The sequence below is a fragment of the Streptomyces sp. NPDC006012 genome (genome assembly GCF_042871185.1).
Classification (GTDB): Bacteria; Actinomycetota; Actinomycetes; order Streptomycetales; family Streptomycetaceae; genus Streptomyces.
Genome location: NZ_JBIAIE010000001.1, coordinates 903,418 through 925,805, shown reverse-complemented (window position 1 = coordinate 925,805; position 22,388 = coordinate 903,418). Strand labels below are relative to the sequence as shown.

Sequence of the window (22,388 nt, the reverse complement as noted above, 5' to 3'; positions counted from 1 at the left end):
CGGGGCCGCGATGAGCGGGTGTCACCGCCGCCCCTGGAGACGCGCCGCGGTTTTCCTGATCTCGGGGAGCTGCGCCGTCAGGGCCGCGCCGGGGCAGCTGGTGCGGTAGCCGGCGTCGTGGCCGGAGACGGCGGGCAGGGTGGCCCTGGCACCGAGCGGGTAGCGGCTGAGGGCGCTGCTGGAGACGAGGTGGGCGGCGGAGCGCGGGTCCACACCGGACAGGCCCAGCTTCCAGGCGATCAGGCCGGCGATCGCGTCGGTCATCGCGCGGGGCACGGTGATGCCCCGGGTGAAGGTGCCGATGGCCGCGATGCCGGCGGTGCGGTGGTTGAAGCCCTGGGAGTGGGCGCCGATGACGGCGCGTTCGACGCCGCCCGCGCGGCCCTCGTAGATGGTGCCGCAGCGGTCGACGAGGAAGTTGTAGCCGATGTCGTCCCATTTGCGGGCAGTGGTCTGACCCGCGTACACGCGGCGGATGACCTCCGGCGTGTCGGCGCAGCGGTAGGTGTTGGGCGAGTCAGTGTGGTGGACGAACACCGCGACCACCGCGTCGTCGTAGCGCGGGGGCGGCTGCGTCCTGCGCACGGTGGCGTTCAGCCAGGTGGAGCGCGGCAGGATGTGCGGCTCGGACGCCCGGTACAGCGGCGCGCTGCGCGGCGCCGGCGGCTGGGCGTGCCGGGGCGGGACCGGGGGGCGGTGTACGCCGCGGAGCCACAGCAGCAGCGCTCCGGTGGCGGCGGCGCCCGACAGACAGCCGATGAGCAGCAGAGCCGGTCCGAGCAGGCGGCGCCTGCCCCGTGGCCGTCTCTGCCGTTGTCTTCGCGATCTTCTGAAGGCCCACATGGGTCCCACTCTGGGTGTCCCCCGGCACGCCCGCGATGTGTGGTGTGCCACCCGGTGGAACCATCATCCCGGTCCGGGGCGTTTTTGCGGACAACGCGCGCGTGGCGAGGTCCGGACCGGGACGTCCCGCACACGGTTGATCACCGGGACCGTCCCGCCCGTAATCAGGGGTCCGAGAGAAAGGCGGCTCCGTGGACCTGCTCGATGTGCTGCTCGTACTGGTGATCCTCGCGTACGCCGGATCCGGCTACCGGCGCGGTCTGGTCGCCGGATGCGTCTCGCTGGCCGGTTTCGTGGGCGGTGCGATCGTCGGCGTGTGGATCCTGCCGTGGGTGATGAACCTGGTCACCCGCGGGACGACCGCGGCCACGGTGACCGCCGTACTGACGGTGCTGATCCCGGCGGCGGTGGGACACGAACTGGCCGGGCGGCTGGCGTTGCGGCTGCGCCGGGAACTGGACCAGGGGCCGCTGCGGTTGGCCGACGGGCTGGGCGGGGCGGCGGCGAACTCGGTCGCCGTGCTGATCGTGGCCTGGGTCGCGGCGAGCGTGCTGGGCGCCTCGTCGTCGCCGGTGGTGACGTCCGCGATCCGGAACTCGGCACTGCTGGGCGCGGTGCAGAACGCGATGCCGGACACCACGCCCGCCTGGTTCTCGCGTGCCACGTCCGCGCTCACGGAGGCGGGCTTCCCGCAGGTGTTCAACCCGTTCGAGAACGACTCGACGGCCAATGTCGCCCGTCCGTCCGGCGACAACGTGACGGCCGCCGCCACGAACGCCGCGCGGCTGAGCACGGTGAAGATCGAGGGCTCCGCGGGCACCGAGGGCCGCGAGGGCAGCGGGTTCGTGTTCGCGCCGCAGCACGTGATGACGAACGCGCACGTGGTGGCGGGCATCGACGGCCCCAGCGTGCGGATCGGCGGCGTCGGGGCGGTGTACGCGTCCCGGGTGGTCCTGTTCGACCCGCAGCGGGACGTGGCGGTGCTGTACGTGCCGGGGCTGCACGCGCCCGCGCTGCGCTTCGACGACAGCGCGGCGCGCGGGGACTCGGCGGTGGTCGCGGGCTATCCGCAGGACGGCGGTCTGAACCTCCAGGCGGCCACGGTGGCGAACCGGGTGGAGGCGACGGGCCAGAACATCTACAACGACGCCACGGTCACCCGCGAGATCTACTCGATCCGCTCGACGGTGCGTCCCGGTAACTCCGGCGGCCCGCTGCTGACCACCGGCGGCCGGGTGTTCGGTGTGGTGTTCGCCCGCTCGACCTCCGACAACGAGACGGGCTACGTCCTGACGGCGGACGAGGTGGCGGGCGACGCCGCGCGCGCCGCCGGCGCGACGACGGCGGTGGACACGGGGAGCCTGGTCACCTCGTGAGGCTCACAGGGAGCGCCCCATGAGCACGTCGTCGACGTACTCCCCGTCGAGGAAGAACTCCCCGGGCAGCACCCCTTCGACCGCGAACCCCTCGGACTCGTACAGGGTCCGGGCCGGGGTGTTGTGCCCGAGGACGCGCAGGGTGAGGCGCCGGGCACCACGCCGCCGCGCCTCGTCCTGCACCGCCCGCACCAGCGCCCGCCCGGCCCCGGTGCCGCGTGCCGATGCGGCCACGGCGAGCCCCTGGATCTGGCGGACGTGCGCGTTGCAGGCCAGTTCGGTGGGCAGGGCGAGCCTGACGTAGCCGACGACGACGCCGTCGAGTTCCGCGACGAGATGGTCCCCGGGACCGCAGCGTTCGGAGAAGAAGGGCCGGTAGGGCGGCTGCGGCCGGGGCTGCACGGCATGCAGCGGCGACCAGGTCTCCCGGTCGAGCAGGCTCAGCGCCGCCTCGTCGGCGGGCTTGGCGAGACGTATGTACGGGTCGGGCATGACGGCAACTTTAGGACGGACGCGGGGAGCTTGGCGGGACAGGGGGGCGGGAGCGCGGCGGGTGCGGGAAGTGGGCAGCTCGGCAGGGCATGGGGGGTGGGCTGGGGAGCCGGTGCAGGAGAGCCCGGGGAGTCGGTCCGGGAGCCCGTGCGGGAGGGGCCGGGGAGTCGTCCGGAGATCTGCCCGCCCCGCCGGGCAGGATGAGGCCATGGAACGTTCGCGAATCGCGGTGGCCGGCGCGTCCGGTCTCATCGGCAGCGCTCTGGTGCGGTCCCTGGCCGCGGACGGACACGAGGTGGTGCGGCTGGTCCGCCGGGCGCCCGAGGGCCCGGGAGAGGTCCGCTGGAACCCGGAGCGGCAGCACGTGGACGCGGCCGGGCTGGCCGGATGTGCCGCCGTGGTCAATCTGGCGGGCGCCGGGATCGGCGACCGCCGCTGGACGGACGCCTACAAGCGGACGATCCGGGACAGCAGGGTGCTGGGCACGGCGGCGCTCGCGGAGGCCGTCGCGGCGCTGGAGGAGCCGCCGCGGGTGTTCGTGAACGGCAGCGCGATCGGATACTACGGCGACACCGGGGACCGGGCGGTGGACGAGGCGGCGCCGCCGGGGGACGGTTTCCTGCCGTCCCTGTGCGTGGAGTGGGAGGAGGCGGCGGCGCCCGCCCAGGAGGCCGGAATCCGCACCGTGTACGGCCGCACCGGGCTGGTGGTGGCCCGCGGGGGCGGTGCCTTCGGGCGGCTGTTCCCGCTGTTCCGGGCCGGGCTCGGCGGACGGCTCGGGGACGGGCGGCAGTACTGGTCGTTCATCGCCCTGCACGACGTGGTCGCCGCGCTGCGGCATCTCGTCGACACCCCGGAGTTGTCGGGCCCGGTCAATCTGACCGCTCCGGAACCGGTGACGAACCGTGAGATCACCGCGGCGCTGGGCCGGGTGCTGCACCGCCCGACCCTGTTCACGGTGCCGGAGCCCGTGCTGCGGACGGCGCTGGGCGAACTGGCCGGGGATGTGCTCGGCAGTCAACGGGTGGTGCCCAAGCGGCTGCTGGAGTCGGGTTTCACGTTTGCGTTCCCCGGGGCCGAGGACGCGATCCGTGCTGCGTGACGGACGCGTGTGACCGTATGCGACCGTCGTGCGACCGTGCCCTGTTGATGCGCGACTGTCCTTGACCGATCACCGCCCTACCCTCGACCCGAACTCGGGTATCCCTGCAGCCTGTCGGGGCATCGGGCCCCACCGGCCGCGCAATGTCGAGGAGGGGCCTCGTGCTTGAGCCCGTGAACCAGGCGGACGTCGTCGTCGTGGGAGCCGGGATCGCCGGACTGTCGGCGGCCCATCGCCTCACCAGTGCAGGTGTGACGACCGCGGTCCTGGAGGCCGCCCCTTGCGTCGGCGGCCGCATGTCGACGGAGAAGGTCGACGGCTTCCGGCTCGACCGGATCGGACAGCTCCTGTTCACCTCGTATCCGGAACTGCGGCTGACTCCGGGGCTCGACGCCCTCGTCCTGCGCACCTTCGCGCCGGGCGTGGTGCTGCACCACGACGGGCGTCGGCACCGTGTGGGCGCACCGGCGGGCGCGGGGAGCGCAAGGGGCGCACTCAATGCGGTGCGCGCCCTGGCGGCCGCCCCCAGGAGTACGGGCGTGCCCAGGACCGCGGGCATGCCGGCCACCCGGCCCGGGGCCCGCGTCCTCGACGTCGGCGCCCCGCTCCGGCTGCGCGCCCTGCTCGGCCGGCTGGCCACGACCCCCGTGGAGCGCCTGCTGGCCCGCCCCGAACTCCCCGCCGACCAGGCCCTCATAGCCCGCGGGACCCCAGCGCGTACGGTCGACGGCTTCCTGCGGCCGCTGCTGGCCGCCCTGCTGTGCGACCCGGAGCTGACCACGTCCAGCCGGTGCGCCGACCTCGCGCTGCGCTCGTTCGCGGGTGGCCGGATGTGCGTGCCGGAGGGCGGGGCCGAGGCACTGCCGGACCTGCTGGCCGGAGCGCTGCCACCGGGCACGGTGCACACCGGCGTGCGGGTCACGTCCGTCTCGACGACCTCGGTGACCACCGCGGAGCACGGCGAGATCCGCTGCCGGGCCGTGCTGCTGGCCACCGACGCGCGCGCCGCCGCCGAGTTGCTGCCCGGCCTGCGGGTGCCGGACTTCCACCCGGTGACCGTCGTGCACCACACCACGGACGAGCCTCCGACGACCGGGGCCGCGCTGCTGCTGGACGCCGACCGCGGCGGCCCGGTCGCGCACACCGCGGTGGTCAGCCACGTCGACCCGAGCCGCGCGCCCGCGGGCCGCGCGCTGATCTCCTCGACCGTCCTGGGCACTCCCCCGGAGGGCGTCGACACCGCCGTACGCATGCACCTGGCCCGGCTCTACGGCACCTCGACCCACCGTTGGGAGACCCTTGCCGTGCACCACACCCCCGAGGCGGTGCCCGCGATGCGCCCACCGCACGACCTGCGCCGCCCGGTCCGGCTGCTCGCGGGCCTGTACGTGTGCGGCGACCACCGCGACACCAGCACCGTGCAGGGCGCCCTGCACTCGGCCCACCGGGCCACAGCAGCGATCCTGTCAGACCTGGGCACAGGCTCGATGAACCGAGCAGAACCCCTGCCGACCCTGCGAAAAGCAGCCTGACCACAGGGGCGCGAGGAACTGCGCAACCACCCCCCAACCACCCGCACCCAACCCACCACCGATCCCCCCACCCCCGAACCCACCGAACCCACCGAACCCACCGCCGCCGCCAGGCCAGACCACAGACCGGGCACCCGGCCGGACGCCGGTCCCGGCCGCAGGCCAAGACGGAGGCCAGCCCCGGGCCGCAGGCCAAGGCGGTGGGCAGGTCCGGGGCGGGGCCAGGAGCCCACTCCGGCCCCGCCCCACCGCCCCACCGCTCAGCCAAGCGCAGCGACGTGGTCGCGATACCCCCGAACCGGCGCAGCATCCTTGTACGGCTCCAGCCGCCGCTCGAAGTCCCTGACGTACTCCAGTGCCCGCACCGACCGCATCTCCGTCGCCTGCCCCGCGGCCTCCGCGCCCAGTGCGCACGCCTGGTCGAGTTCGCCGAGGCCGAGGCGGGCGGTGGCGAGGACGACCCGGCAGAACAGCCGGCTGCGGGCGTACACCGGCGCACGCAGTTGCAGGGAGCGCTCGGCGTGCTGGGCGGCGGCCCGGTACTGCTGCAGATCCCGGTGGCAGTGCCCGAACTCGTCGGCGAGCTGCGCCTCGTCGAAGAAGCGCGCCCAGTGCGGCACGTCGTCACCGGGCCGGGACACCTCCAAGGCGCGCTCGGCCCGTACCAGTGCGCCGGTGCACGCCCGCACCTCGCCCAGCAGTCCGTGCGCACGCGCCTCGACGGAGTGCAGCAGCGCCTGCACGACGGGCGGGGCGCCGGTCCCGACCCCCTGCTGCGCCACCCGCGCCAGTTGGACCGCCTCCCGCCCGTGCCCGAGGTAGACGGCCTGCCGGCTCATGGTGACCAGGACGTAGGAGCCGTAGGCACGGTCCCCGGCCGCCTGGGCGAGCCGCAGCGCCTGCACGAAGTAGCGCTGGGCGAGTCCGTGTGCGGCGATGTCGTACGACGTCCAGCCGACCAGCCGGGTGAGGTCGGCGGCCGCGGCGAACAGCCGGCGGCCGGTCTGCTCGCCGTACACGCCGCGCAGCATCGGCTCGCACTCGTGCTCCAGGTAGCGCACGAGCGCCTGCCGGGCGTGGCCGCCGCCGTACTGGTCGTCGAGGACGCGGAACAGTTCACCGACCGACCGCAGGGCGGCGATGTCACCGCCGGTGACCTTGTGGGCGGGTCCGCGGTCGGCCTGGCCGCGCAGCCGCGGCGGCAGGGGCAGCGCCCGCTCGGCGGCTCCGGGACGGCCCTGCGCGGGCACCCGGGCGGCGGGCTCGCCGCGGGCCACCTTGTCGTCGGCCCGGCCGATCAGCCAGTCCCGGCTGGGCACCACGAGGCCCGCCGCAGTGAACGCGATCTTGCGCAGCTCGGCATGGCTGCCGGAGTCCTTGCGCCACAGCCCGCTCACGATGTCGACGGCCTCTTCGGGGCCGGCCGCGAACTCCAGCCCGGCGTACACCGGCGCACAGGCGTCGAGGCCGAGATCCTGGGCGGTGAGCCGGCGCCCGAGCCGGCGGGTGAAGACCTCGGCGATCAGCGCGGGCGTGGTGCCGCGCGGCTGCTGGCCCCGGAGCCATCTGGTCACCGACGTCTTGTCGTATCTGAGGTCCAGTCCGTGTTCCAGACCGAGCTGGTCCACACGGCGGGCCAGACCCGCGTTGGAGAACCCCGCTTCCGCGATGAGCGCGGCGAGCTGGCGGTTGGGAGTGCGCTGCGCGGGTCGTTCCGTCATGTGCGGTACGGTCTCCTGCCTCCCGGGCCGACTTGCCCGGATTGCCTGTGAGCAGCCCTTATGGCCTCATGGACGGCGCGAATGTAGCGGAGAGTGAGCAGGCGGTCGCACATATCGACACTCATTCATCCGATCGTGTGAGGATTGACCCCAGGGCTGACGCGTGACGGCCGGACGTACAGTGACTTGGGCGCGTTACGCACCTGACACAGCCAATGCCCTAGGGAGGCGCTTGCCGTGAGTGAGTTGCGGTTCGTCCGCATGGGATTCGGCGCGGACGCGGTCGAGTACCAGGAGGCGTGGGACGAGCAGCGCCGGGTGCACGCGGCGCGGTTCGCCGACGAGGCCCCGGACACCGTCCTGCTCCTTGAGCACCCGCCCGTCTACACGGCCGGCCGCCGCACCGAGGACAGCGAACGCCCGCTCGACGGCACCCCGGTCATCGACGTGGACCGCGGCGGCAAGATCACCTGGCACGGTCCGGGCCAGCTCGTCGGCTACCCGATCCAGAAGCTCCCGCGCCCCGTGGACGTCGTCGCGCACGTGCGCCGGCTGGAGGAGGCGCTGATCCGCACCTGCGCGGAGTACGGCGTGGAGACCAGCCGGGTCGAGGGCCGCAGCGGGGTGTGGGTGCTCGGCGACCCGGTCGAGCGGCGCCCGGCGATCGGCGGCCTCACCCTCGACCTCGACCCGCGCCTGACCGACGAGGAGTTCGACCCGCGCCTCAACGGCCCGGAGTACGCCCCGTCCAACGCCGGGCAGCGCCGCGAGGACCGCAAGCTCGCCCAGATCGGGATCCGGGTCGCCAAGGGCGTCACGATGCACGGCTTCTCCTTCAACGTGAACCCCGACACCACCTGGTTCGACCGGATCATCCCGTGCGGCATCCGGGACGCGGGCGTCACCTCCCTCGCCGCCGAGCTGGGCCGCGACCTCACCATCGCGGAGGTGCTGCCCACGGTGGAACGGCACCTGCGGGAGATCCTGGAGAGCGCGGAGCTGAAGCCGCGGGAGATCGAGCGGAGTCCGGCCGAGCAGCCGGCGGCGTGACGCGGCGGCATAAAACCCCCCGCCCGACGCTTGACGAACCACGCGGTTCCGGCCGGAGCAGGACCCGGCGAACGGCAGCCGCAGCCGGGTGAGCACCACCGCCGGGCATTCAAATCAACGGGCGTACCCTGAAAGTCGCCGAAGAATCAATCGCTAGGAGCCGGTCGTGTCCGCAGTCGCACCAGACGGACGCAAGATGCTGCGCCTGGAGGTCCGCAACAGCCAGACCCCCATCGAGCGCAAGCCCGAGTGGATCAAGACCCGGGCGAAAATGGGCCCCGAGTACACGAAGATGCAGAACCTGGTCAAGAGCGAGGGTCTGCACACGGTCTGCCAGGAAGCCGGCTGCCCGAACATCTACGAGTGCTGGGAGGACCGCGAGGCGACCTTCCTCATCGGCGGCGACCAGTGCACGCGGCGCTGCGACTTCTGCCAGATCGACACCGGCAGACCCGAGGCGCTGGACCGCGACGAGCCGCGCCGGGTGGGCGAGTCCGTGGTCACGATGGACCTGAACTACGCCACCATCACCGGTGTGGCCCGCGACGACCTCGAAGACGGCGGCGCCTGGCTGTACGCGGAGACCGTGCGCGAGATCCACCGGCAGACCGCCGACCGCGAGGGCGGCCGGACCAAGGTGGAGCTGCTGGCCCCCGACTTCAACGCGGTCCCCGAGCAGCTGGCGGAGGTCTTCTCGGCCCGGCCCGAGGTCTTCGCGCACAACGTCGAGACGGTGCCGCGGATCTTCAAGCGGATCCGTCCCGGCTTCCGCTACGAGCGCTCCCTGAAGGTCATCACCGAGGCCCGCGACTACGGCCTGGTCACCAAGTCCAACCTGATCCTCGGCATGGGCGAGACCCGCGAGGAGGTCGGCGAGGCGCTGCGGCAGCTGCACGACGCGGGCTGCGAGCTGATCACCATCACCCAGTACCTGCGCCCGTCCGTGCGCCACCACCCCGTGGAACGCTGGGTCAAGCCGCAGGAGTTCGTCGAGCTGAAGGAGGAAGCCGAGCAGATCGGCTTCTCGGGCGTGATGTCGGGACCGCTGGTACGGTCCTCCTACCGTGCCGGGCGGCTGTACCGGATGGCCGTCGAGAAGCGCGGCGCGTTCATCGCCGCCCAGGCGGTCTGACCGGCCGTCACTTCGCTTGCGCGGTAAGGGCCGTGGACTCGTATGAGTTCGCACACACCTCGTTACCCGCCAGTAGAGTCAGGGTGAACCGCGGTCCCGGCCGTCCTCCCAGATGAGAGGCGCTCGCCGGGGCCGCGTCACCGTTTCGGCCCCCTGTTTCCCGTCGTCATCGGTGTTTGACCGGCTGGTCACGCCCTGGTAACACCGAACCGTGACACTGGATTCACGCCACGCGCACCCGTTCCCGGAGCCGTTTCGAGGGGGGACCTCCACCATGCAGGCCGCGCCCGTCCGCGCCACCGCCGTTCCGAGCTTCACCGGCGCGCTCCGCGCCGTCGAGTCTCTGCTCATGAGCGCCGGTCAGCGCACCGCCCGCCGCAACGCCTGGACCTCGGTCCTGGAGGACCGCCGCCGCGCCCAGGACCGGGTCGAGGCGGAGCGTGTCCTGGAGCGTGCCGCCACCCGCTCCTGACGCCCGCCGGCCCGGATCCGGCCGCCAAGGACACTGCCGTCGAAGGCGCTTCCCGGGCCACGTAGACTTCGTGGCATGGCGAGGAAGGAATCCGCAGCGGACGCTGCGAACCCCGGGCGACTGAAACAGATCGCCCTGACGTACAAGATGACCCGCAAGGTCGACAAGACGATCGGTCTTGTACTCGCGGCTGTCGGCATCGTCACCTTCGGTGTCCTCCTCGCGATCGGCTTTCTGATCGGTCACCCGGTCTATCTCGGCATCCTGGGCCTGCTGCTCGGCTTCCTCGCGGCGGCGATCGTCTTCGGCCGCCGCGCCGAGCGGGCCGCCTTCGGGCAGATGGAGGGCCAGCCGGGCGCCGCCGCGGCCGTGCTCGACAACATCGGCCGGGGCTGGACGACGACCCCCGCGGTGGCGATGAACCGCAGCCAGGACGTGGTGCACCGGGCGGTCGGCAAGGCCGGCATCGTGCTGGTCGCCGAGGGCAACCCGAACCGCGTCAAGACCCTGCTGGCCGCCGAGAAGAAGAAGATGAACCGCGTCGTGGCGGACGTGCCCGTGCACGACGTGATGGTCGGCACCGGCGACAACCAGATCGCGCTGAAGAAGCTGCGTACGACCATGCTGAAGTTCCCGCGCGTCCTGACCGGCCCGCAGGTGACGGCCACCAACGACCGGCTGCGCGCCATGGGCGACCTGATGAGCAACATGCCGCTGCCGAAGGGCCCGATGCCCAAGGGCATGCGGATGCCGAAGGGCGGCCAGAAGCCCCGCTGACCCCTTCACCTGGTTCCCGTACGACGACGTCGGCCGCTGGACGGCGACGGCAAGCGAAGGGGGCGGCCGGATCACTCCGGCCGCCCCCTTCGTCGTACGCGTCGTCGTACGCGACTTCGTCCTACGCGGCGGTCAGCTGCGGACTTCCACCGTGCGGGCCAGGCGGTCGTGCAGGCCGCGGCCGTCGCGGTCCCAGATCAGCGCCGGGAGGGCGAGGAACAGCAGGACCGTGCGGAGCAGGACGCGCAGCGGGTTGACCCGGCCGGTGTCGAGGGCGACCACACGGAGGCCGAAGATCCGCTTGCCCGGCGTGAAGCCGAGCGTACCGACGGTGAGCAGGATCAGGACGAAGAGGATGAGCGGGGCCCAGACCTGGGCCGCCCGGTTGTAGCTGTCCGTGATCAGGCCGTATGCGATCAGCAGGCACAGCCCCCAGTCCACGGCCAGCGCGCCCAGCCGACGGCCCGGGCGGGCGATCGAGCCCGGCCCCTCCTGCGGCAGACCGAGCCGTTCACCCCGGTATCCGAGGTCGGCACCCGCCTCTTCCAGGGCCGCGCGGGGCCCGGAGAGCCACGATCCCAATGCTTGCCTGTTGTCCACCCGCCCACGGTACTGCGCCCGCATTCGAGCGGGAGACGGCGGGGTCCGCCGGGGCTACGGTGGGACCTGGGCCGGTTAACTTCAGCGAAACAAATGGGTCACGCCCGAGAAATCACCCGTCCCTAGGGTCGTCGCAACGTGTGCCACCGCACTGGCCGCACGAACGATCTACCGCCCCGGCGACAGGACGGTCGGGAGTAGGAGGAGCTGGATGTTCCAGAACGCCGACGAGGCCAAGAAGTACATCGCGGACGAGGACGTCAAGTTCATCGACGTCCGTTTCTGCGACCTGCCGGGCATGATGCAGCACTTCACAGTGCCCGTCGATGCGTTCGACCCGGACGAGGAGCTGGCCTTCGACGGATCGTCGATCCGTGGTTTCCAGGCCATTCACGAGTCCGACATGGCGCTGCGCGCGGACCTGTCGACCTCCCGGATCGACCCCTTCCGCCGCGACAAGACCCTCAACATCAACTTCTTCATCCACGACCCGATCACGGGCGAGCAGTACTCCCGCGACCCGCGCAACGTGGCGAAGAAGGCGGAGACCTACCTCGCCTCCACCGGGATCGCGGACACCGCGTACTTCGGCCCCGAGGCCGAGTTCTACGTCTTCGACTCGGCCCGCTTCGAGACCCGGGCCAACGGCGCCTTCTACGAGATCGACTCCGAGGCCGGCGCCTGGAACTCCGGCGCGCTGGAGGACAACCGCGGTTACAAGGTCCGTTACAAGGGCGGCTACTTCCCGGTCCCGCCGGTCGACCACTTCGCCGACCTGCGCGCCGAGATCAGCCTTGAGCTGGACAAGGCCGGCCTGAAGGTCGAGCGCCAGCACCACGAGGTGGGCACCGCCGGCCAGGCGGAGATCAACTACAAGTTCAACACGCTGCTGGCCGCCGCCGACGACCTCCAGCTGTTCAAGTACATCGTGAAGAACGTCGCCTGGCGCAACGGCAAGACCGCGACCTTCATGCCGAAGCCGATCTTCGGCGACAACGGCTCGGGCATGCACGTCCACCAGTCGCTGTGGACGGGCGGCGAGCCGCTGTTCTACGACGAGCAGGGCTACGCGGGCCTGTCGGACACCGCCCGCTACTACATCGGCGGCATCCTCAAGCACGCCCCGTCGCTGCTGGCCTTCACCAACCCGACGGTGAACTCGTACCACCGCCTGGTGCCCGGTTTCGAGGCCCCGGTGAACCTGGTCTACTCGCAGCGCAACCGCTCCGCGGCCATGCGTATCCCGATCACGGGTTCCAACCCGAAGGCCAAGCGCGTCGAGTTCCGCGCGCCCGACTCCTCCGGCAACCCGTACCTCGCCTTCTCGGCCCTGCTCCTCGCGGGCCTGGACGGCATCAAGAACAAGATCGAGCCCGCCGAGCCGATCGACAAGGACCTGTACGAGCTGGCCCCGGAGGAGCACGCGGGCGTCCCGCAGGTCCCGACCTCGCTCCCGGCCGTCCTCGCCTCGCTCGAAGCCGACCACGAGTTCCTGCTCCAGGGCGATGTCTTCACCCCGGACCTGATCGAGACGTGGATCGACTACAAGCGCGCGAACGAGATCGCTCCGCTGCAGCTGCGTCCGCACCCGCACGAGTTCGAGCTGTACTTCGACGTGTGACCCGACCCGCACGCGAGGCCCCGGCGCCCCCGCCCCTGTTTTGCAGGGCGGGGGCGCCGCCGTATGGTGTGCGGCACAATTGTTCGACAGAAACCATCGGGACGCAGGGGGCTCCGGGATGTCCGAGCAGGACGATCTCGAACGCGAGTTCGATATCAAGTGGGCCGGCGCGGCCGAGCACAAGGAGCCCTCCGCCCGGGCCAGGATGCTCGCCGCCCGCTGGAAGGAGAACCCGCCCGATCCCGCCCCGTTCCGCGCCGCCCCGGAGCGGCACGCCCCGCGCCGCTCCTCCTGGATATCGACGGCGATCGTGCTCGGCTGCGTCGCCGCGGTGATCCTGCTGCTGGGCTGGGCCCAGACCCGGTCGCCCTACTGAGGCCCCTCTGCTGAGGTCGCCCCGCTGATGTCGCTGCCTGCACCGGCACCGAATCTTTGCCCGCACCAGGGCCGATCCCGACACCCCCTTCACCCCCGCCAGGTGCACACTGGACAGCGGGACGAGTGCGTGACTGCGGGGTGATGCAGATGCAGAGCCGCTTTAGGAGCGACCGACGGCTGACCGTGCGCATGGTGACCACACTGTTCCTGCTCGGTCTGCTGTACGTGGCCTTCGTGGCCGTGCTGATCACAGTGTTGAAGTCGTGGCTGCTGGTCGTGGTGATCGCGGCCGGGGTGCTTCTTGCCCAGTACTGGTTCTCCGACCGGATCGCGCTGTACGCCATGCACGGCCGGATCGTGGAGCGCGAGCAGTATCCGGACCTGCACGGCGTGATCGACCGTCTGTGCGCCCAGGCGGACATGCCCAAGCCCGCGGTCGCCGTGTCGGACATCGACATGCCGAACGCGTTCGCGACCGGCCGCAACGCCGATCACGCGGTGATCTGCGTGACCACCGGCCTGCTGCGCCGGCTGGAGCCCGCGGAGCTGGAGGGCGTGCTCGCGCACGAGCTGTCGCACGTGGCGCACCGGGACGTCGCCGTGATCACGGTCGCGTCCTTCCTCGGCGTCCTCGCCGGTCTCATGGTGCGGTTCGCCTTCTACTCGGAGCTGTTCCGCGGGCGCCGGGACCAGAACACCCTGGCTGTCTTCGCCGTCATCATGGGCGTCTCCGCGGCCGTGTACGCGATCAGTTTCATGCTGATCAGGGCGCTGTCCCGGTATCGCGAGCTGGCCGCCGACCGGGCCGCCGCCTTCCTGACGGGCCGCCCCTCGGCCCTCGCCTCCGCGCTGACCAAGGTCGACGGGGACATCGCCCGGATCCCGACGAAGGACCTGCGCACGGCACAGGCGTTCAACGCCTTCTACTTCAGCCCGGCGCTGGGCGCCGAGCCGGGCCTGTCCCGGCTGTTCTCCACCCACCCCAGCCTGGAGAAGCGCCTTGAGCAGCTGAGCCGGATCTCCGCCGAGCTGGGCGAGGCGGCCATGCCGGGCAAGGCGGGCTGAGCATGGGGTTCCTGGACATCCTCCTCGGGCGTACGAAGCCCGTCGCGCCCGACCTGGACCAGTTGTTCGCGCTGCCCTCGGCGGCCGTGGCGCTGGAGGCCGCCGCCGGGTTCACCCCGACCGGCTGTGGCGCGGTGTGCTTCGCGTCGGTCGAGGGCGCGGCCTTCGAGCAGACGCAGCGCGAGGTACGGGCCCTGCTGGACGCGGACGCCGAGCGCGCGGGGTCGCCGCTGCACGAGCGGGGTGCGGTGCCGGGGGCCCCGCCGGTGGAGTTGCGGCAGGACGACTACGGCTACTCCTGGCTGGTGTCGCAGCGCACGCCGGACCAGCTCCCCGAGCTGGTCAACGACCTGCACGCGGTGAACAGCTCGATGGAGGTCAACGGCTTCGGCCCGCAGTTGCTGTGCTCCCTCGCCGGGTTCGAGAACAAGGACGCGGCGGGCGGCCGGCGGCGGCTGGCCCTGGTGTATCTCTACAAGCGGGGCACCTTCTATCCCTTCGCACCGCTGCCCGGCACCGCCGAGCGGCGTGACAACGCGCTGGAACTCCAGGTGAAGTCGGCCCTCGCGGACGATCTGCGGATCGAGGAGGACCTGAGCCGCTGGTTCCCGGTGTGGGGCGCCCCCGGGCTGTGACCCGACCCGGGGAGACGCGCGGGAGACCCCGAGGACCCGGGCGTCTCCGGAGCCCGGGCGGCTTCCGGCTCGACCCCGTTTTCACCGGTCCCGGCCCGGCCCCGCTCCGTACCCGCCCGGCCACCGGGCCCGCCTCGCAGGCCCGCCCCCACGCGCACAGGGACCGCCGCGAGCCGCCCGTGATCCCCGGGTCGCCGGTCGCCGGGGCCCTGGGTCACCGGTCGCCAGTTCCGCACCCGCGGATCTCCCGGATCGGTCAGAGCCCCGGGGCCGCCCGTACCACCCCTGCGGCGACGGCGGCGCCGAGAGCCGCGTGGTCGGCGTCGGTCTGGCCGGCGTAGCGGAGCGCGAAGTCGGCGACCGGGCGAACGGCGAGGCGGCCATCCGTCCGTACCGGATCGGCAGCAGCTCCGGCAGCCGGTCCCGGCCCTGCTCCTCCAGCACGGCGACCGGGTCGGGGCGGTCCACGGGCGGCAGCCACCCGGCGTGCGCGGAGCGGGACACTCGTTTGCGGGCGGCCTTGCCACTGTCTGCACGGCCCACGGCCGTGGGCATACGCCTCGCCTCCCTGGCTCCCGTCACCTCCTGATCTGATCGAAGTGAAGTCGGCATGCCGGGCGTCCGCATGTCCAGCCCGGCGAACCGGTGACGGGACCGGCCGGTGGCCCGTGCGTGAACGGCCGGCCGGACGGCGGCGGGCACCCCGCGGGCGGGGTGCCCGGCACCGGCCTCAGCGGCTGTAGCGCATGAACGCCCGCACCATGTGGCACGTCATGTCCGACGGCGGGTGGACGCCGATCAGTTCCGCCGTGCTGCGGATCGTGTCGTTGTGGGCCTGCCGGGGAACGTAGACGCCCGAGTCGAGCAGGGCTATGGCGAGCCGCATCGCCTTGAGGCGGCGGTTGTGCGTCACGTACCACTCGCGCGGGCGCCCGGGCGGCAGGGGACGTTTCATCATCGGTGCGTACGGCAGTTCGAGTTGGACGGGGCGCTTCGCGGTGGACTGGGTCGGCAACGGCTTCGGCTTCAGTGCGGCAGCGGGCACAGGCATTCTCCTGTCGCGTTCTCGAACACTGCCTCCATTCTACTGCCCGCCACTGACATTCGAGGAGCCATGAGATGCGTCAAAGCAGCTGGTGAGGGGTGAAATTGACAGCATGTCACGGCAGTTCGGGGAGGGACAGGAGGGGAGCCGGAAAATTCGAACAGAGGGTGGGTGCGCGCACCTCCGGCGGGCACGGGGTACGGGCACGGCGGATGGTGCACGGTCCGCTGTACGGCGCATGGCGCAGGGTCCGCTCCACCCGCACCGGCCGCTCCGGAACGTGCGCCGCAGGACAGGCCCCGGGTAACACGTGGTTCACAGGCGGGCAATGGCCGGGAAACCGCCCGTTGACAGGCTGCCGGGCAAGAGACGCGGCGCCCCGGTGCCGTAGCACCGCGGCACCCGCGCGTACGCCCTGACCCACCTCGAAGGAAGTAGCCCGTGAGCTTCAAGGCCGAGTACATCTGGATCGACGGCACCGCGCCGACGGCCAAGCTGCGTTCCAAGACGAAGATCCTTGGGGACGCCGCGAAGGGCGCCGAGCTGCCGATCTGGGGCTTCGACGGGTCCTCCACCAACCAGGCCGAGGGGCACGCCTCGGACTGTGTGCTCAAGCCGGTCCTCAGCTGTCCCGACCCGATCCGCGGCGGCGACGACCTCCTGGTGCTGTGCGAGGTCCTGAACACCGACCTCACCCCGCACCCCTCCAACACGCGGGCCGCGCTGGCCGAGGTGGCGGAGCGGTTCGCCGCGCAGGAGCCGGTCTTCGGCATCGAGCAGGAGTACACCTTCTTCGACGGCTCCCGCCCGCTCGGCTTCCCCGAGGGCGGCTTCCCGGCCCCGCAGGGCGGCTACTACTGCGGCGTCGGCGCCGACGAGATCTTCGGCCGCGAGATCGTCGAGGCCCACCTCGACAACTGTCTGAAGGCCGGACTCGGCCTCTCCGGCATCAACGCCGAGGTCATGCCCGGCCAGTGGGAGTTCCAGGTCGGTCCGCTGTCCCCGCTCCAGGTCGCCGACGAGCTGTGGGTGGCGCGCTGGCTGCTCTACCGCACCGCCGAGGACTTCGGCGTCTCCGCCACCCTCGACCCGAAGCCGGTCAAGGGCGACTGGAACGGCGCGGGCGCGCACACCAACTTCTCCACCAAGGCGATGCGCGAAGGGCCCGACGGCTACGCAGCGATCATCACCGCGTGCGAGTCGCTCGGCGAGGGCTCCAAGCCGCTCGACCACGTCAAGCACTACGGCGCCGGCATCGACGAGCGCCTGACCGGGCTGCACGAGACCGCCCCGTGGGACAAGTACTCCTACGGCGTCTCCGACCGCGGCGCCTCGGTCCGCATCCCGTGGCAGGTCGAGAAGGACGGCAAGGGCTACATGGAGGACCGCCGTCCCAACGCCAACGTCGACCCGTACGTGGTGACCCGGCTCCTGGTCGACACCTGCTGCTCCGCGCTGGAGAAGGCCGGCCAGGTCTGATCCGCGCCAAGACCGCGCGCAGGGGCGCCCACCGCTGGAGACAGCCGGTGGGCGCCCTTTCGCATGGGCACCCGCGCACCGCACGGAGCCACCTGGAGGCGCCGGCCCCGGTACCGATCGACGCCGGGCAGCACCGAGCCGCGCCGGGCGACAGCGTCCCCGGCCCCGGACGGGGACCCGACGACCGGCAACGGGGACCCGGCTGACCGGCGGCAAAGACCCGACGACCGGCACCGGGCTTCGTCAACTTCCCGCCAAGGAAGCGTCCGAGCAGTGAGCGGAGGGTCCTGCTGCGGGCCGCCGTCTGCTTCAATGGGCCCATGGTCGGCATCCAGGAACACACCGCGACGGGTCGCAACGACCTTGAGCCGTTCTGGCCTTCCCGTCAGCACCACGACTTCGACCGGGTGTGTTGCCGCGCGTGGAACGCGCGGGCCCTCTAAAGCCGTACATCCCGGCCTTCGGCCAGCGCGAAACGACGAACGTACCGGCGTGCCCGACCACGAGTCGCGGCCGTCGACCCGCCCGACGAACCTCTCGCGCGAAAGAGCTGACCTCTCATGGCGACCACGCGTCCTCTCAATACCGCCGCCCTCCCCTCCGCGTCCCAGCCGTCCGGCACCCGGCACCGGCTGCGCGCCGTCGACCGGGACGAGGACTGGATCCCGCCCCGCCCGGCCCCGGTCGAGGGCCTGAACGACGTCGCGGACCTGCTGCCGGGCGCCACCTGGCTGCCGGCGCCGCAGCACACCGTGCCCAGCCTGCCCGGGCAGCCGCCGATGGTCGGCTATCTGGTGCTGGTCCCGGCCGACCGGCACCTGCCCTTCCCGCCGGCCGCGGTGCCCGACGAGGCGGAGACCGGGCCCGCCCCGGCATCCGCGCCCGCGGGCGACCCGCTGGTGCGCATCGACACCGCCCAGCGCACCGCCCAGGTGGACGGCCGCGACCTCGACCTCACCTACCTGGAGTTCGAACTGCTCGCCCACCTCGTGGCGCATCCGGGCCGGGTGCACACCCGCGACCAGCTGGTCACCACGGTGTGGGGCTACGGCCATGTCGGCGACGGACGCACCGTGGACGTCCACATCGCCCGGCTGCGCCGCAAGCTGGGCGCCGAGCACCGCCGGGCGATCCAGACGGTGCGCCGCGTCGGCTACAAGTACACGCCGCCGACCGGACGCTGACCGGGCCAGGACCGCACGCTCCGCTGTCGGCGGATCCGGTTCCGCCCCGCGACCGCACCGGGCACAGTGACCGGCATGAGACTTCTGGTGCTGGGCGGTACGGAGTTCGTGGGGCGGGCCGTGGCGGAGTCGGCGCTCCGGCGTGGCTGGGAGGTGACCGTCTTCCACCGCGGACGCCACGCGGCCCCGCTCGGCGTGCGGTCGCTGCACGGCGACCGCACCGCCGCCGACGGGCTCGCCGCGCTCGCCGCGGGCGGCCCGTGGGACGCCGTCGTCGACACCTGGTCGGCGGCACCGCGCGCGGTGCGAGACGCGGCGCGGCTGCTGCGGGACCGGGCCGGCCGCTATGCGTACGTCTCCAGCCGTTCGGTGTACGCCTATCCCCCGGCGGGCGCGCGCGGCGAGGACGCGCCGCTGGTCGAGGGCGCGGAGGCCGGTGCCGGGCAGACCGACTACGCACGGGACAAGCGGGGCGGGGAGCTGGCCGCCGTGGCGGCGTTCGGCGCGGACGACGCGCTGCTGGTGCGGGCCGGGCTGATCCTCGGCCCGTACGAGAACGTCGGCCGGCTGCCCTGGTGGCTGACCCGGATCGCCCGCGGCGGCCCGGTCCTGGCACCCGGCCCGCGCGAGCTGCCCGTGCAGTACATCGACGTGCGCGATCTGGCCGAATGGACCCTCGGGGCGGTGGAGCGGGGGCTCGGCGGCCCGTACAACCTGGTGAGCCCGCCCGGGCACACCACGATGGGCGGCCTCCTCGCGGCGTGCGCCGAGGCGACCGGCGCGGACGCGCAACTGCGCTGGATCGATCCGCAGGCGGTGCTGGACGCCGGGATCGAACCGTGGGTGGAGCTGCCGGTGTGGGTGCCGCCGGGCGGTGACCTGTACGAGGCCCTGCACCGCGCGGACGTCTCACGGGCGCTGGCCGCGGGGCTGGTGTGCCGTCCGGTCGGCGAGACCGTCGCCGACACCTGGGCGTGGCTGCGGGAGATCGGCGGCCGGGCACCGCAACGGCCGGACCGCACCTGCAAGGGCCTCGACCCGGAGGTGGAGGCGCGGGTGCTCGCCGCCGCCCCGGGAGCGGCCGGGGACGTGCCGGGGCGGCCGGGGGTGTAACTGCCACCACCCCTGACCGGGGGTTCCGCCCCCGTGACCGACGCTGCCGGTTCGGCGAGACTGGGCGGCATGGACACGAGGAGCGGACACCCCAGGAACTCCGGCGGCCGGACAGCCGCCGTCGTGCTCGCCGGCGCGCGGGGACTCGCCCTCGCGGTCGTCGCGCTCGCCGGTTCGATCACCCTCTTCGTGCTGTCCGTCCTGTCGATCGCGTTCATCGTGCTGGGCATCGGGATCGTCACGACGCCCTGGGTGCTGACCGGGGTGCGGGCGTTCGCGAACTGGCGGCGGCTGGTGGCCGCGCGGTGGTGCGGGGTGCGGATACCGCCCGGGTACCGGCCGCTCCCCGCGGGCGCCAACCCGTGGACGCGCACCTTCGGCATGCTCGGCGACCCGGCGGCCTGGCGGGACCTCGGCTGGCTCGTGACGGACATGACGGCCGGGTTCGCCACCGCGCTGCTGCCCGCGGTCCTGCTGTGCTACCCGCTGGAGGGCATCGCGCTGGCGGCCGGGGTGTGGCGGCCGTACACGGACGGCGGCCAGGTCTTCTACTGGTACGGCTTCGTGCCGGTCTCCGGGCAGGGCAGCGCGCTGCTCGCCGGGCTGCTCGGCCTGGTGCTGGCCGGCGTCGCGTACGCCCTCGTCCCGGCGCTGCTGCGGGTCCACTTCCTGCTCACGCGTTCGGTGCTCGGGGCCGGTCGGAGCGGGCTCGCCGAGCGGGTGCGGGTGCTGACCGAGACCCGGCGGGACGCGGTGGACAGCTCCGCCGCCGAGCTGCGCCGCATCGAGCGGGACCTGCACGACGGCGCGCAGGCCCGGCTCGTCGCGATGGGCATGGACCTGGGGACCGTCGAGGCGCTGCTCGACAAGGACCCGGCGCAGGCGCGGCAGCTGCTCGCGCAGGCCCGCCGCAACTCCGCCGAAGCCCTGGGCGAACTGCGTGACCTGGTACGGGGCATCCATCCGCCGGTGCTGGCCGAACGCGGGCTCGGGGACGCCGTACGGGCGCTGGCGCTGCGGCTGCCGGTGGCCACCGAGGTGACCGTGGAGCTGGACGGGCGGGCGGACGCGCCGGTCGAGTCGGCCGCCTACTTCGCGATCAGCGAGGTGCTCACCAACGCGGTCAAGCACTCCGGCGCCGACCGGATCTGGGTCGATCTGCACCATGTGGCCGAGGACGGCGGGGCGCTGCGGATCGCGGTCACCGACAACGGCAGGGGCGGCGCGGTGCTCGGGACCGGTTCCGGCCTCTCCGGGCTCGAACGGCGACTGGGTACATTCGACGGCATCCTGGCCGTCAGCAGCCCCGCGGGCGGTCCCACCATGGTGACCATGGAGATTCCGTGCGTGTTGTCCTAGCCGAAGACCTGTTCCTGCTGCGGGACGGGCTGGTGCGGATGCTGGCGGCCTACGACTTCGAGATCGCCGCGGCCGTCGAGTCGGGCCCCGAGCTGACCCGGGCGCTCGCCGAGCTGCGGCCGGACGTGGCGGTGGTCGACGTACGGCTGCCGCCGACGCACACCGACGAGGGCCTGCAGTGCGCGCTCGCGGCCCGCCGGGACCGGCCGGGGCTGCCGGTGCTGGTCCTCTCGCAGCACGTGGAGCAGTTGTACGCGCGCGAACTGCTCGCCGACGGCGACGGCGGGGTGGGGTATCTGCTGAAGGACCGGGTGTTCGACGCCGAGCAGTTCGTGGACGCCGTACGCCGGGTGGCGGCGGGCGGTACCGCGATGGACCCGCAGGTGATCCAGCAGTTGCTGTCCCGGCGGGTGGCCGCCGACCGGCCGCTGGGCGGGCTGACCCCCCGGGAGCTGGAAGTGCTGGAGCTGATGGCGCAGGGCCGGTCGAACGCGGCGATCGCCGGGCAGCTCGTCGTCACCGAACGGGCGATCGCGAAGCACACCTCCAACATCTTCGCGAAACTGGGACTTGAGGTGTCGGACGACGACAACCGGCGGGTCCTGGCGGTCCTCGCCTACCTCGACCACGACCGCTGACCGCACGGCCCTTCCGGACCTTCCGGCAACTCCCGTTGTCCGAGTGTGTGTCGGCACCGGCCTCCCGTTCAAATCCGTTGTCCCGTACGGCCGGGCCGGTGCGAGGGTGGCCCGATGGACCAGGACTGGGAAGACCGAGTGGCCGTCGCCTGGGCGGCCTTCGACGACTATCCGGAAGAGGCCGCCGCCGACTTCCGGGCGGTGATCGACGCACTGGCGGCCGAACTGCCCGAGGACAGCCCGCTGGGCTCCTTCGAGCGGGCCTGTGCCTGGGACTCGACCGGGCATGCGGACCGGGCGGTGGCGCTGTACCGGGAGGCGCTGGCCCACGGGCTCGACGAGGCCAGCGGCTACAAGGGCCGCCGGGCCCGGATCCAACTGGCGAGTTCGCTGCGGAACACCGGCCGCGCGGACCTGGGCGCCGAGTTGCTGACACCCGAGCTGGACGCGCCCTCGGACGAACTGGACGACGCCGTGCGCGCCTGTCTGGCGCTGTGCCTGTCCAGCCTCGGCCGCGACCGGGAGGCCCTGTCACTGGCGCTCGGCGCCCTCGCCCCGCATCTGCCCCGCTACCAGCGCTCGATGGCCGCGTACGCACGCGCCCTGACCGAACCGGAACGCCGGGACCGGAGCGGAACGCTGACCGGACCGGAACGCTGACCGGTCCGGGCCCTGGCCGGTCCCGCCGTCCCGGGCCGCCCGTCGGCGGCGTCGCGGTCCGATCGGCGGCCGGACGCACCGACGGTGACCAACCGCCGTCCCACTCGTTTTCCC

22 protein-coding genes and 1 pseudogene are annotated in these 22,388 nt (G+C 72.6%); 17 read left to right on the top strand and 6 right to left on the bottom strand.

The genetic code is table 11. The features are described from left to right. Nucleotides 1-21: 21 nt before the first annotated feature. On the bottom strand, nucleotides 22-843 hold the full coding sequence (locus ACFYPJ_RS03995) for a peptidoglycan recognition protein (RefSeq protein WP_389009952.1): 822 nt from the start codon (nucleotides 841-843) through the stop codon (nucleotides 22-24). A 191-nt stretch (nucleotides 844-1,034) separates the two neighbouring features. Between ACFYPJ_RS03995 and ACFYPJ_RS03990 the strand changes: the two genes are divergently transcribed. Next, a complete protein-coding gene (locus ACFYPJ_RS03990; protein WP_389009949.1) occupies nucleotides 1,035-2,219 on the top strand; it encodes a MarP family serine protease in 1,185 nt (394 codons plus the stop codon). Between the two features lie 3 nt (nucleotides 2,220-2,222). Here ACFYPJ_RS03990 and ACFYPJ_RS03985 read toward each other — a convergent pair whose 3' ends face one another. After that, nucleotides 2,223-2,711: a GNAT family N-acetyltransferase gene (locus ACFYPJ_RS03985; protein ID WP_389009946.1), complete on the bottom strand. Its 489-nt coding sequence runs from the start codon at nucleotides 2,709-2,711 to the stop codon at nucleotides 2,223-2,225. 208 nt (nucleotides 2,712-2,919) lie between these two features. Between ACFYPJ_RS03985 and ACFYPJ_RS03980 the strand changes: the two genes are divergently transcribed. Beyond that, nucleotides 2,920-3,813 (top strand): TIGR01777 family oxidoreductase, encoded by an 894-nt coding sequence (locus ACFYPJ_RS03980; protein ID WP_389009942.1) that lies wholly within the window; start codon nucleotides 2,920-2,922, stop codon nucleotides 3,811-3,813. Nucleotides 3,814-3,974: 161 nt separating this feature from the next. Then, on the top strand, nucleotides 3,975-5,345 hold the full coding sequence (locus ACFYPJ_RS03975) for an NAD(P)/FAD-dependent oxidoreductase (RefSeq protein WP_389009939.1): 1,371 nt from the start codon (nucleotides 3,975-3,977) through the stop codon (nucleotides 5,343-5,345). A 260-nt stretch (nucleotides 5,346-5,605) separates the two neighbouring features. Here the strand turns inward: ACFYPJ_RS03975 and ACFYPJ_RS03970 are convergent, their stop codons facing one another. Then, nucleotides 5,606-7,066 carry a regulator gene (locus ACFYPJ_RS03970; protein ID WP_389009936.1) on the bottom strand — a complete coding sequence of 487 codons (1,461 nt, stop codon included), beginning with the start codon at nucleotides 7,064-7,066 and terminating at the stop codon, nucleotides 5,606-5,608. Between the two features lie 237 nt (nucleotides 7,067-7,303). Between ACFYPJ_RS03970 and lipB the strand changes: the two genes are divergently transcribed. From lipB to ACFYPJ_RS03950, 4 genes are all read left to right on the top strand, one after another. Beyond that, nucleotides 7,304-8,116, top strand: a complete 813-nt coding sequence (gene lipB, locus ACFYPJ_RS03965; RefSeq protein ID WP_389009933.1) for a lipoyl(octanoyl) transferase LipB — start codon at nucleotides 7,304-7,306, stop codon at nucleotides 8,114-8,116. A 166-nt stretch (nucleotides 8,117-8,282) separates the two neighbouring features. Beyond that, complete coding sequence (lipA, locus tag ACFYPJ_RS03960; protein WP_389009931.1) at nucleotides 8,283-9,248, top strand: lipoyl synthase; 966 nt, start codon at nucleotides 8,283-8,285, stop codon at nucleotides 9,246-9,248. A gap of 274 nt (nucleotides 9,249-9,522) precedes the next feature. After that, complete coding sequence (locus ACFYPJ_RS03955; protein WP_389009928.1) at nucleotides 9,523-9,720, top strand: hypothetical protein; 198 nt, start codon at nucleotides 9,523-9,525, stop codon at nucleotides 9,718-9,720. A gap of 75 nt (nucleotides 9,721-9,795) precedes the next feature. Continuing rightward, complete coding sequence (locus ACFYPJ_RS03950; RefSeq protein WP_389009926.1) at nucleotides 9,796-10,497, top strand: DUF4191 domain-containing protein; 702 nt, start codon at nucleotides 9,796-9,798, stop codon at nucleotides 10,495-10,497. A 132-nt stretch (nucleotides 10,498-10,629) separates the two neighbouring features. On the opposite strand, the gene ACFYPJ_RS03945 is transcribed toward ACFYPJ_RS03950, so the two are convergent. Continuing rightward, nucleotides 10,630-11,097 carry an RDD family protein gene (locus ACFYPJ_RS03945; RefSeq protein ID WP_389009923.1) on the bottom strand — a complete coding sequence of 156 codons (468 nt, stop codon included), beginning with the start codon at nucleotides 11,095-11,097 and terminating at the stop codon, nucleotides 10,630-10,632. Nucleotides 11,098-11,308: 211 nt separating this feature from the next. Between ACFYPJ_RS03945 and glnA the strand changes: the two genes are divergently transcribed. The 4 genes from glnA to ACFYPJ_RS03925 all read left to right on the top strand — a co-directional run bounded on the left by glnA (nucleotide 11,309) and on the right by ACFYPJ_RS03925 (nucleotide 14,796). Then, a complete protein-coding gene (gene glnA, locus ACFYPJ_RS03940; protein ID WP_389009920.1) occupies nucleotides 11,309-12,718 on the top strand; it encodes a type I glutamate--ammonia ligase in 1,410 nt (469 codons plus the stop codon). Nucleotides 12,719-12,836: 118 nt separating this feature from the next. Beyond that, nucleotides 12,837-13,094, top strand: coding sequence for a hypothetical protein (locus tag ACFYPJ_RS03935; protein WP_389009917.1), 258 nt, complete (start codon nucleotides 12,837-12,839; stop codon nucleotides 13,092-13,094). Between the two features lie 149 nt (nucleotides 13,095-13,243). Continuing rightward, nucleotides 13,244-14,161 (top strand): zinc metalloprotease HtpX, encoded by a 918-nt coding sequence (htpX, locus tag ACFYPJ_RS03930; protein ID WP_389010150.1) that lies wholly within the window; start codon nucleotides 13,244-13,246, stop codon nucleotides 14,159-14,161. 2 nt (nucleotides 14,162-14,163) lie between these two features. Further along, nucleotides 14,164-14,796 carry a hypothetical protein gene (locus ACFYPJ_RS03925; protein ID WP_389009914.1) on the top strand — a complete coding sequence of 211 codons (633 nt, stop codon included), beginning with the start codon at nucleotides 14,164-14,166 and terminating at the stop codon, nucleotides 14,794-14,796. Nucleotides 14,797-15,159: 363 nt separating this feature from the next. On the opposite strand, the pseudogene ACFYPJ_RS03920 reads toward ACFYPJ_RS03925, so the two are convergent. After that, nucleotides 15,160-15,351, bottom strand: a pseudogene (locus ACFYPJ_RS03920) (DUF2252 domain-containing protein); the annotation flags it as partial. A 175-nt stretch (nucleotides 15,352-15,526) separates the two neighbouring features. Next, nucleotides 15,527-15,841: a hypothetical protein gene (locus ACFYPJ_RS03915; protein ID WP_389009911.1), complete on the bottom strand. Its 315-nt coding sequence runs from the start codon at nucleotides 15,839-15,841 to the stop codon at nucleotides 15,527-15,529. Nucleotides 15,842-16,282: 441 nt separating this feature from the next. On the opposite strand from ACFYPJ_RS03915, the gene glnII reads away from it, so the two are divergent. The 6 genes from glnII (at nucleotide 16,283) to ACFYPJ_RS03885 (ending at nucleotide 22,274) form a co-directional block, all read left to right on the top strand. Next, on the top strand, nucleotides 16,283-17,320 hold the full coding sequence (gene glnII, locus ACFYPJ_RS03910; protein WP_389009908.1) for a glutamine synthetase: 1,038 nt from the start codon (nucleotides 16,283-16,285) through the stop codon (nucleotides 17,318-17,320). A 560-nt stretch (nucleotides 17,321-17,880) separates the two neighbouring features. Further along, a complete protein-coding gene (locus ACFYPJ_RS03905) occupies nucleotides 17,881-18,504 on the top strand; it encodes a winged helix-turn-helix domain-containing protein (RefSeq protein ID WP_389009905.1) in 624 nt (207 codons plus the stop codon). Nucleotides 18,505-18,579: 75 nt separating this feature from the next. Then, the gene (locus ACFYPJ_RS03900; protein ID WP_389009903.1) at nucleotides 18,580-19,617 is read left to right on the top strand and encodes an NAD-dependent epimerase/dehydratase family protein; all 1,038 of its coding nucleotides are present in this window, start codon (nucleotides 18,580-18,582) and stop codon (nucleotides 19,615-19,617) included. 69 nt (nucleotides 19,618-19,686) lie between these two features. Further along, nucleotides 19,687-20,976 carry a sensor histidine kinase gene (locus ACFYPJ_RS03895; RefSeq protein ID WP_389009901.1) on the top strand — a complete coding sequence of 430 codons (1,290 nt, stop codon included), beginning with the start codon at nucleotides 19,687-19,689 and terminating at the stop codon, nucleotides 20,974-20,976. Then, nucleotides 20,961-21,614 carry a LuxR C-terminal-related transcriptional regulator gene (locus ACFYPJ_RS03890; RefSeq protein ID WP_389009898.1) on the top strand — a complete coding sequence of 218 codons (654 nt, stop codon included), beginning with the start codon at nucleotides 20,961-20,963 and terminating at the stop codon, nucleotides 21,612-21,614. The genes ACFYPJ_RS03895 and ACFYPJ_RS03890 overlap by 16 nt, the downstream gene beginning before the upstream one ends. Nucleotides 21,615-21,728: 114 nt before the next feature. Beyond that, on the top strand, nucleotides 21,729-22,274 hold the full coding sequence (locus ACFYPJ_RS03885; RefSeq protein WP_389009895.1) for a tetratricopeptide repeat protein: 546 nt from the start codon (nucleotides 21,729-21,731) through the stop codon (nucleotides 22,272-22,274). Nucleotides 22,275-22,388 lie beyond the last annotated feature (114 nt).